This window comes from Acinetobacter sp. Swhac1, from assembly GCF_013390985.1.
Lineage (GTDB): Bacteria > Pseudomonadota > Gammaproteobacteria > Pseudomonadales > Moraxellaceae > Acinetobacter > Acinetobacter towneri.
Window position 1 is genome coordinate 1 of record NZ_JACASN010000050.1, and the last position, 9,315, is coordinate 9,315.

At 54.1% G+C, this 9,315-nt stretch carries 11 protein-coding genes; 2 read left to right on the forward strand and 9 right to left on the reverse strand.

What is annotated here, in order from left to right:
* Nucleotides 1–178 precede the first annotated feature (178 nt).
* The 4 genes from istA to groES all read right to left on the reverse strand — a co-directional run bounded on the left by istA (nucleotide 179) and on the right by groES (nucleotide 3,695).
* Entirely contained in the window at nucleotides 179–1,204 is a 1,026-nt protein-coding gene (gene istA / locus HX743_RS14960; RefSeq protein ID WP_102025745.1) for an IS21-like element ISEc57 family transposase, read from the reverse strand.
* An 82-nt stretch (nucleotides 1,205–1,286) separates the two neighbouring features.
* Nucleotides 1,287–1,520: a hypothetical protein gene (locus HX743_RS14965; RefSeq protein WP_223226700.1), complete on the reverse strand. Its 234-nt coding sequence runs from the start codon at nucleotides 1,518–1,520 to the stop codon at nucleotides 1,287–1,289.
* 188 nt (nucleotides 1,521–1,708) lie between these two features.
* A complete protein-coding gene (gene groL, locus HX743_RS14970; RefSeq protein WP_004201176.1) occupies nucleotides 1,709–3,349 on the reverse strand; it encodes a chaperonin GroEL in 1,641 nt (546 codons plus the stop codon).
* A 55-nt stretch (nucleotides 3,350–3,404) separates the two neighbouring features.
* Nucleotides 3,405–3,695: a co-chaperone GroES gene (gene groES, locus HX743_RS14975; RefSeq protein ID WP_004201172.1), complete on the reverse strand. Its 291-nt coding sequence runs from the start codon at nucleotides 3,693–3,695 to the stop codon at nucleotides 3,405–3,407.
* A gap of 193 nt (nucleotides 3,696–3,888) precedes the next feature.
* Between groES and cutA the strand changes: the two genes are divergently transcribed.
* Complete coding sequence (gene cutA, locus HX743_RS14980; RefSeq protein ID WP_004201171.1) at nucleotides 3,889–4,218, forward strand: divalent-cation tolerance protein CutA; 330 nt, start codon at nucleotides 3,889–3,891, stop codon at nucleotides 4,216–4,218.
* 4 nt (nucleotides 4,219–4,222) lie between these two features.
* Entirely contained in the window at nucleotides 4,223–5,254 is a 1,032-nt protein-coding gene (locus tag HX743_RS14985; protein ID WP_004201169.1) for a protein-disulfide reductase DsbD domain-containing protein, read from the forward strand.
* A 10-nt stretch (nucleotides 5,255–5,264) separates the two neighbouring features.
* Here HX743_RS14985 and HX743_RS14990 read toward each other — a convergent pair whose 3' ends face one another.
* The 5 genes from HX743_RS14990 to HX743_RS15010 all read right to left on the reverse strand — a co-directional run bounded on the left by HX743_RS14990 (nucleotide 5,265) and on the right by HX743_RS15010 (nucleotide 9,146).
* Nucleotides 5,265–5,903, reverse strand: a complete 639-nt coding sequence (locus tag HX743_RS14990; RefSeq protein WP_004201168.1) for a phosphoribosylanthranilate isomerase — start codon at nucleotides 5,901–5,903, stop codon at nucleotides 5,265–5,267.
* A 4-nt stretch (nucleotides 5,904–5,907) separates the two neighbouring features.
* A complete protein-coding gene (gene ble, locus HX743_RS14995) occupies nucleotides 5,908–6,273 on the reverse strand; it encodes a bleomycin binding protein Ble-MBL (RefSeq protein ID WP_004201167.1) in 366 nt (121 codons plus the stop codon).
* 3 nt (nucleotides 6,274–6,276) lie between these two features.
* The gene (locus HX743_RS15000; protein WP_004201164.1) at nucleotides 6,277–7,089 is read right to left on the reverse strand and encodes a subclass B1 metallo-beta-lactamase NDM-1; all 813 of its coding nucleotides are present in this window, start codon (nucleotides 7,087–7,089) and stop codon (nucleotides 6,277–6,279) included.
* Nucleotides 7,090–7,189: 100 nt separating this feature from the next.
* On the reverse strand, nucleotides 7,190–8,158 hold the full coding sequence (locus tag HX743_RS15005) for an IS30 family transposase (RefSeq protein WP_005804963.1): 969 nt from the start codon (nucleotides 8,156–8,158) through the stop codon (nucleotides 7,190–7,192).
* A gap of 208 nt (nucleotides 8,159–8,366) precedes the next feature.
* Complete coding sequence (locus HX743_RS15010; protein ID WP_014386410.1) at nucleotides 8,367–9,146, reverse strand: APH(3')-VI family aminoglycoside O-phosphotransferase; 780 nt, start codon at nucleotides 9,144–9,146, stop codon at nucleotides 8,367–8,369.
* Nucleotides 9,147–9,315: the final 169 nt, after the last annotated feature.

The window sequence follows — 9,315 nt, forward strand, 5'->3', positions numbered from 1 at the left end:
AAAATCATTTGAATGATTTCTTCTTGGTCTACGTGCCATAAAATACTCCATATATTGATGTTTATAACATCATTTGAGGAGCAGAATATCACTTATAGGAGTTGTTCAAATTTACGGATCCATCTCTGTAGACCAAGCTGACGGCAAAGCTGTTCAATACGCTCATACTGTAAATTCATTAAGAAACCTCCAGTAATTCATCATAGATTGATAAGGGGTGTTGAACACTCTCATGAGGTATGAGTGATGATGGGCTAACATCATCAATTACAGATTTTTTAGAACCATCATTAAATAAAGGTAATGAAGAAAAATATTGTTGTTCTTCAAGCAAACGAGTACTTGGTTTTTCTTTAGTTGTTGCATGAATGCGTTGATTTGCTGTTTCACTAAGCCATCGACCAATATAGGCATTTGCCATATCAACATCTAAGCTAAGGTCAACCACCTTTAAACTTGCTTTTAATGGCACGATAAAACTTGATTTCAAATAACTATTAAAGCGTTCTACTTTACCTTTTGTTTGCGCACGATATGGCTTACAAACACGTGGTCGGAAGTTATATTTCTTAGCACAATCAAGTAATTTAGCATTCCAGCGATGTTGACCATCTTGATAAGCATCACGTTCAATGATAATGGCCTTAGCATTATCAAATAATACATCTTTAGGAACACCACCAAAGAACTGAAAAGCACTTTCTAAGCCATCAATCCATGCATCAGAACGTTCATGATCATAAAACTTAACAAAGGTTGCTCTAGAGTATCCCAAAGTTGCAACAAATGCTTTTAATGTGGTGTGATGACGTCGAATTGTTGTGAAATCAACCTGCATTTGTTGACCTGGTTGAGTCTCAAATCGCTTAATCGGCTCTGGTTGTTTAGTTGGCTTTAATGTATTGAGATAATTTTGTAGTGTTCTAATTTTCCCCGTGTAGCCTTTTTGCAAGATTTCTTGATACAACACTGCAGCCGGTATCCATTCTGGATCGGCGGCATTTACACGTTTGATTAAATACGGTTTATAAGGCTCAAGAATACTCACTTTAGATTGTGTTCGTTGATATTTAGGTGTTACTTGAGATCGTAAATATTTACGCACAGTATTTCTAGAAATACCGAGTTCGCGGCTAATTGCCTTAATAGATTGACCTTGTTGATGAAGTATTTGGATTGTCACTGCTTGCTCCAAAGTTAACATGTTGAGCAGTCCAAAAAGACCACTATATTAACCAAGGGGGTCAATTTTCAAATGCTGTTGGGGGGTCATTTTTACATTGCCGCTAACACTCGAGCACGCCGCAGCGCAGGTAGGTCTCGAACTCCTCGCGCACATACTCGGGCAGCGGGCGGTCTTCGGCCTCAAGACGCGCGATGAAGTCCGGGTAGTGCGCCTGCACTAGCGCGTACAGCAGCGTGCGCTCGGGCAGGTGGCGCGCGTAACGCGCAGCGGCGTGGGCGGCCGGCAGTGGCGCGCACACCTCGGCCTGCCGCCGGGGTGCGGTCAGGCGCGGCACGCAGCGCTCCGTTGCAGGGACGGCTGCTCAGGGTTGCGCCCGCGAGCACGCGTTCATATCGGCGTTTTCTGATCTTCGCGTCAGACATTGCCGCGGGGCGGGTAGGAAGTCTCCCGCCTCGGACGCCAGAACGCACAAAGCCCGGCACGAGGCCGGGCTTTGTGGTCTTGCTTGATGGATCGCGGGGCTTAGAAATCCATGCCGCCCATGCCGCCCATGCCGCCGCCGGCCGGCATCGCCGGCTCGTCCTTCTTCGGGGCCTCGGCCACCATCGCTTCGGTGGTGATCATCAGGCCCGCGATCGACGCGGCGTTCTGCAGCGCGGTGCGGGTGACCTTGGTCGGGTCCAGGATGCCGAACTCGATCATGTCGCCGAACTCGCCGTTGGCGGCGTTGTAGCCGAACGCACCCGAACCTTCGACCACGCGGTTGAGGATGACCGACGGCTCATCGCCGGCATTGGTCACGATCTCGCGCAGCGGGGCTTCCATCGCGCGCAGGGCGATCTGGATGCCGTGGTTCTGGTCTTCGTTCACGCCCTTGATGCCGGCGATCGCCGCCTTGGCACGGATCAGGGCGACGCCGCCGCCCGGGACGATGCCTTCCTCGACGGCCGCACGGGTCGCGTGCAGGGCGTCTTCGACGCGCGCCTTCTTTTCCTTCATCTCGACTTCGGTGGCGGCACCGACCTTGATCACCGCAACGCCGCCGGCCAGCTTGGCCACGCGCTCCTGCAGCTTCTCGCGGTCGTAGTCGGAGGAGGTCTCCTCGATCTGCGCCTTGATCTGCTTGATGCGCGCCTCGATGCCCGCGCCTTCGCCGGCGCCATCGATGATGGTGGTGTTTTCCTTCGACACCTGGATCTTCTTGGCGCGGCCGAGGTCCTTGATGGTGGCCTTCTCCAGCGACAGGCCGACTTCCTCGGAAATCACCACGCCGCCGGTCAGGATCGCCATGTCTTCCAGCATCGCCTTGCGACGGTCGCCGAAGCCCGGGGCCTTCACCGCGCAGACCTTGACGATGCCGCGGATGGTGTTGACCACCAGGGTCGCCAGCGCTTCGCCTTCGACTTCCTCCGCCACGATCAGCAGCGGCTTGCCGGCCTTGGCCACGCCCTCGAGGACGGGCAGCAGGTCGCGCACGTTGGAGATCTTCTTGTCGTACAGCAGGATGAAGGGATCATCCAGGTCGGCCGACATCGACTGCTGGTTGTTGACGAAGTACGGGCTCAGGTAGCCGCGGTCGAACTGCATGCCCTCGACCACGTCGAGTTCGTTGTCCAGGCCGCTGCCTTCCTCGACCGTGATCACGCCTTCCTTGCCGACCTTGTCCATCGCCTGCGCGATCAGGTCGCCGATGTTGGCATCCGAGTTCGCGGAGATCGCGCCGACCTGGGCGATTTCCTTGCTGGTCGACGACGGCTTGGACAGCGACTTCAGTTCGCCGACCGCGGCCTTCACCGCCTGGTCGATGCCGCGCTTCAGGTCCATCGGGTTCATGCCGGCGGCGACCGCCTTCATGCCCTCGCGGATGAACGCCTGCGCCAGCACGGTGGCGGTGGTGGTGCCGTCGCCGGCGTTGTCGGAGGTCTTGGAAGCGACTTCCTTCACCATCTGCGCGCCCATGTTCTCGAACGCGTCAGCCAGTTCGATTTCCTTGGCGACGGAGACGCCGTCCTTGGTGATGGTCGGCGCGCCGTAGCTCTTCTGCAGCACGACGTTGCGGCCCTTCGGGCCGAGGGTCGCCTTCACGGCGTTGGCGAGCACGTTGACGCCGCGCACCATCTTGGAGCGCGCGTCTTCGCCGAAACGAATGTCCTTGGCAGCCATTGCGAATTACCTCGAAAAATTATTCGGATGAGAAATGTGTGGGAGCGACGCGCGATCAGCCGAGGATCGCGAACAGGTCGTCTTCCTTCACCACCAGCAGCTCGACGCCGTCCAGCTTCACTTCGGTGCCGCTGTACTTGCCGAACAGCACCTTGTCGCCGACCTTGACCTGCGGCGCGCGGACCTGGCCGTTGTCCAGCACCTTGCCGGTGCCGACGGCGACGACTTCGCCCTTGATCGGCTTCTCGGTGGCCGAATCCGGGATCACGATCCCGCCGGCGGACAGCTTCTCTTCTTCCATGCGCTTGATGACCACGCGGTCGTGCAGCGGCTTGATATTGGACATGGCAACCTCGGTAAATGGTTGATTGACGTGGAAAAACCCGGCGATTTTAGCAGTCGCGCGAAGCGAGTGCCAAACCGCGGACAACAGAACCGGGCGAACCCGGCATGCCACCGAGATGGGGCGGGCCCGCCGACTTTCAAGGGCCGCACGCGGATGTCCGCCAGGCCCGCCGGATCGGGGCAGCCGCTACCCTATGCCGGTGAGCGCCCTGATCTGCTTCTGCACCTGTCCCGACGCCGACAGCGCCGAGCGCATCGCCACCGCGCTGGTGGCCGAGCGCCTGGCCGCCTGCGTCAACCTCCTGCCCGGCCTGCGTTCGGTCTATCGCTGGCAACGCAAGGTCGAGGCCGCGGCCGAGGTCCTGCTGCTGGTCAAGACCAGTGCCGAGGCCTACCCCGCCCTGCAGGAACGCCTGCGCCAACTGCATCCCTACGAACTCCCGGAGCTGCTCGCGGTCGAAGCCGCGTCCGGCCTGCCCGAATACCTGCAATGGCTGGCCGCCGAGAGCCGACCGGTAAACTGAGCCAATGACCGCATCCACGATCCGCCTGCGCCGCTGGCTGGCCGGGCTCGCCCTGCTGCTTGCGCTGCCCGCGACCTCGGCCGTCGCCCAGGACTTCGAACTGCCGCCGGTCGACGAGGTCTTCGTCCTGTCCGCGCAGGCCACCGCGCCGGACCGCATCGAGGTGCGCTGGCGGATCGCCGACGGCTATTACCTGTACCGGCACCGCACCTCGGTCAAGGCCGATGCCGCCTTCACCGGCGCGACCATGGCGCTGCCGAAGGGCAAGGCCTACCGCGACGAATTCTTCGGCGACGTCGAAACCTACCGCAAGGAATTGCTCGGCACCCTCACCGGCACGCCCGCGGCCGGCGCGAGCGCGACCACCCTGACCGTGAAGTACCAGGGCTGCGCCGATGCCGGCGTGTGCTACCCGCCGCAGACCCGCACCCTGAAGGTCGCGTTGCCGGGCGAAGCGGGCGCTGGCGGCTTCGGCTGTAAGGCGCGCGGGCTGCATGATTATGTCGTCAAGAACGGCTCTGCCGATCATCCCAACGCCGAGGTGAAATTCGCACTGGGTGATGTGGTCAACACCATGATCGGCTGCACTAATGGTGAAACGATCATGCTGTGCCACGACACCTCGCTGCCGCGCCCCTATTCTCTCGGCTTTCGGGTGCAAGGCACCGAGGGGCTGTGGATGGACGTCAACAAGTCGATCTATCTGGAGGGCAAGAGCCCACAGCCGCACCGCTGGGAGCCTGCCGAGGGCTGGTTTGCGAAATACGATCACCCGCTATGGAAACGCTACGCCGATCTGGCGGCAGGGGCCGGGCATGGCGGGATGGACTGGTTCGTGATCCACGCTTTTGTCGAGGCGCTGAAGGCCAAGGCCCCGATGCCAATCGACATTTACGACGCGCTGGCCTGGAGCGCGATCACGCCTCTGTCGGAACAATCGATTGCTGAGGGCAATCGCACGTTAGATTTTCCCGACTTCACCCGAGGGCAGTGGCGCACCCGCAAGCCGATCTTTGCGCTGAACGACGCCTATTGATCGACGCGATTTAGGCCAAGCGCACCGCAAAGGCGAAATTGGTAATCTTGTCGGTATCCTTGACGCCCGGCGCGCTTTCGACGCCGCTGGAGGTATCGACCAGCGGCGCTCCGGTGCGCGCAATCGCCTCGGCAACATTCGTCGGATTTAGCCCGCCTGCCAGCCCCCACGGCAAGGCACCGCGATATCCGGCCAGCAGCGACCAGTCGAACGCCAACCCCATGCCGCCGGGCAGCGCGCCTTTGGGGGTCTTGGCGTCGAACAAGATCAAGTCCGCCGCCCCGGCATAGGCTGCGGCGCGTGCGACATCGCTGGCGCTGGCGACGGGCAGCGCCTTCCACACCGGCTTGCCAAACCGCGCGCGCAACTGGGCCACGCGTTCGGGCGATTCCGAACCGTGCAGCTGCAGCGCGTTCAGCTTGGCTGCCACCAGTGCGTCGGCGATGACAGCATCATCCGCATCGACGAACAAACCGACCATGGCGATCTGGCCAGCTGCGCGCGATGTCAAAGCGCCCGCGACATTCGACGTAACCGCACGGGGCGACGCTGGATAGAACACCAACCCGGCATAGTCCGCCCGCGCCGCGATGGTCGCATCGAGCGCCTCGGGTGTGCTGATCCCGCAAATCTTGATTTTCGCGGGCATGCGGTCAGTCGGGGTTCTGGATCAGCCGCACCAGCGTGCAGTCGGGATCGATCAGGTAGCCGATCCTCAGGCCGCTCGCCTCCAGTTGCGGAGCTTTGAAGCGCGGCCAGCCGGTGCTTTTTTCCTCGGCTCCCGCCGCGTTCACCAATGCCACCATGGCATCGAGATCATCCAACCGCAGGCAACAGCCGAACGAGCTCGTAGCTGGGTCGAGGTCAGGATAGGGGAAGAATTCGAGCTGCAAACCGCCGCGCTGCAGGATCATCCAGCCGCGATCCTTCCAACTCGTCGCAAAGCCCAGCTTCGCATAAAACGCCTCTGTCACATCGAAATCGCGCGATGGCAGATTGGGGGTGACGTGGTCAGCCATGGCTCAGCGCAGCTTGTCGGCCATGCGGGCCGTATGAGTGATTGCGGCGCGGCTATCGGGGGCGGAATGGCTCATCACGATCATGCTGGCCTTGGGGAACGCCGCACCAAACGCGCGCGCTGACGCGGCGTAGTGCTCAGTGTCGGCATCACCGAGATTGCCGAGCGACTTGGCCTTGCTGTCCTTGATCAGGCAGCCACCAAAAGCGATGTCGGTGCCGTCGATCCCAACGGTGATATTGTCACTGGTGTGGCCGGGGCCGGGGTAAAATACCTTGAGCGGGCCAAAGTTGGGCGCGGTTGCTGGTTCGACCCAGCCATTGGCGGCGAAAGTCAGGCTGTGTTGCGCCGCAACCATCCCCTCTTGCGGGGCAAGCTGGTTCGACAACGCATTGGCATAAGTCGCAATCCCCGCCGCATGCAGCGCGTCCATACCGCCCATCTTGTCCTGATGCGCGTGAGTCACCACCGCCAGCGCGACCGGCAGGTTGATCTCCTGCTTGATCCAGTTGAGGATCTGGGCGGTCTGGTCATCGGTCCAGGCGGTATCGACCACCAGCACGCGGCCGCCATCCCTGACGATCAAACCGTTGGAAGCGACTGCCCCGAAACCCGGCATGTCGAGATAGGAAGTGTGCTGCCAGACATTCGGTGCGAGCTGGCGGAAAACCAGATCGCCAAACCGTTGGTCGCCAGTTTCCATTTGCTGGCCAATCGTCGGGCGGATTTCACCGGGCATGCACCCGCTCAGCATCAATGCAGCGGCTAATGCGGTGCTCAGCTTCGCGACCGGGTGCATAATATTGGGCAATTCCATCAAGTTTTCCTTTTATTCAGCATTAAAAACCCCGCAAATGCGAGGCCTAGTAAATAGATGATCTTAATTTGGTTCACTGTAGCAAAAATATGGGGCGAATTCAAACATGAGGTGCGACAGTTTCAAAAGCCATATGATAATCAACAAGCTGAGCAAATTTCTCTAATGGTGTAAGCCAATCTAACGCCTTTCTAGGACGAGTATTCAGTGACATGGCAACTTGATTTAAATAATGCTGATCTGCCTGATTTAAATCAATCCCTTTAGGTAAATATTGCCTAATTAAACCATTCATATTTTCGCATGTGCCTTTTTGCCAGGGTGAATGTGGGTCACAGAAATATACATCTATGCCTAAATCTTCTTCGAGTATTTTATGTTCTGACATCTCACGTCCACGGTCATAGGTCAACGTTTTACGCAGTTCTGCAGGTAAATATTTCAGAGCTTCAGTTAAAGCCTTGCGCACTGATTCTGCCTTTGCATCAGGTAATGTTGCCAAGATACAGAGCCGTGTATTTCGTTCAATAAGTGTTGCTATCGAACTTTTATTGTCTTTACCTTTAATTAAATCAGCTTCCCAATGACCCGGTATTTTTCTTTCTTGAACTTCGGCTGGGCGCTCATGAATAGTTTTAATATCCTGTAATATAGAATCTTTTTTAGGTTCACCGTTAGCTTTTCGCTTTTTATTTTCATGACGTAGACAGGATAATAAGTCTTTTTTCAACTCACCCTTTGGTAATGCTCGTATCGTTGAATAAATCGTTGTATGGCTTACATTCATTGTTTGATCCAAATCAGGAAATGTCTTTAAACGCTTTGCTATTTGCTGAGGAGACCATAAACAACGGATCGCTTCAACAATAAATTTCCAGAGGATTGAATCGATTTTGAGTTTTCTGTGACCACGTCTACGTCTAGCGAAGGTGTTATCAGAAGCATATCGAGCTTGATAAACGTCATTGATGCTATTTCTTTTAAGCTCACGATAGATCGTACTAGGATGTCTTTTAATGAGTTCAGCAAATTTTCTGGCTGAAAAGCCTTCTTTTCTTGACTCAAGCATTAATGCAGTACGATCTTCAAAGTTAAGATGATGGTATGACAATTTTATATACTCCATAAACCCTTTAAATTAATTAGGTGGTTTATGTCGCACTTCAAGTTTTACTCTGCCAACTTTAAATCAGTGGCTCCACTAACACTCTTCACTTATTTATTTAAAATTTAGCGACGTTAAAAGACAATTAAGTATTTTTAGATAATGCTTAGAATCAATTCAATTCATCAAGTTTTAAAAAATAATTCCTTTTGTCAGGTCTATCATTTTTTAAATGCTTTAAAAATATTTTAGCAGTTTCCTCCGAGGCATCCTCTCTTAGGCAACGTTCAACAAAGGATATATCTACAAATTCATCAGCTAACCCAGCACGGCCAAGATCTAAAAAGTAAATTTCATTGAATTTATCTATAAAAATATTACTATCCGTGATATCGCCATGAGAAAAAACCAATCTTTCTTCAACACGAGTCTCAGTTAACTCATTCCATAGACTTAGGTAAGTTCTATGGTCTCCCCATAATTCAGCGTCAAAATCATCTTGATCTATATCGTCAAGGAGTTGGTTATCAATAAAAAATTTTGACTCTTTTAACCGATGATCAATGTTTGAAATAAATGGACAATCAATAATAGCAACTGAATTTAACAGATTGAGTGCCTCCTTATAGATAGCAAGCAATTCTTGGTCTGTTAAAAAAAGCGCTGAAATTGGTTTTGCATTGATCGCTTTAGTGATCATTAATTCAAACTGCTCATCCTGAAAAGTCATGATGAGTTCAGGCACCTTTAATTTCTCAGAGAGCCAACTCAACATTTTCGCTTCGCGAGAGACACTGTATGTGGTCTCTGTATATAAAGTGCTAGATCGCTTAAGAAAAAAAGTTTCATTATTTCGATTAAAAGAATAAACATCCGATGGCGACTGACCAATTTTATTTGGCTCTAAAACGCTGTTTCCAATAAATTGTTGAATAATATTGGGCAATTCCATCAAGTTTTCCTTTTATTCAGCATTAAAAACCCCGCAAATGCGAGAGAGGTGGTCCCACTTGTTTGAACAACTAAAAGCGTATTTATAAGTGATATTCCGCTCTAGTTAAGCCACCTTGTTTTGTTGGGGTAGCTGATCATAGTAAAACTCATTTGGTGTCATTTTGTCT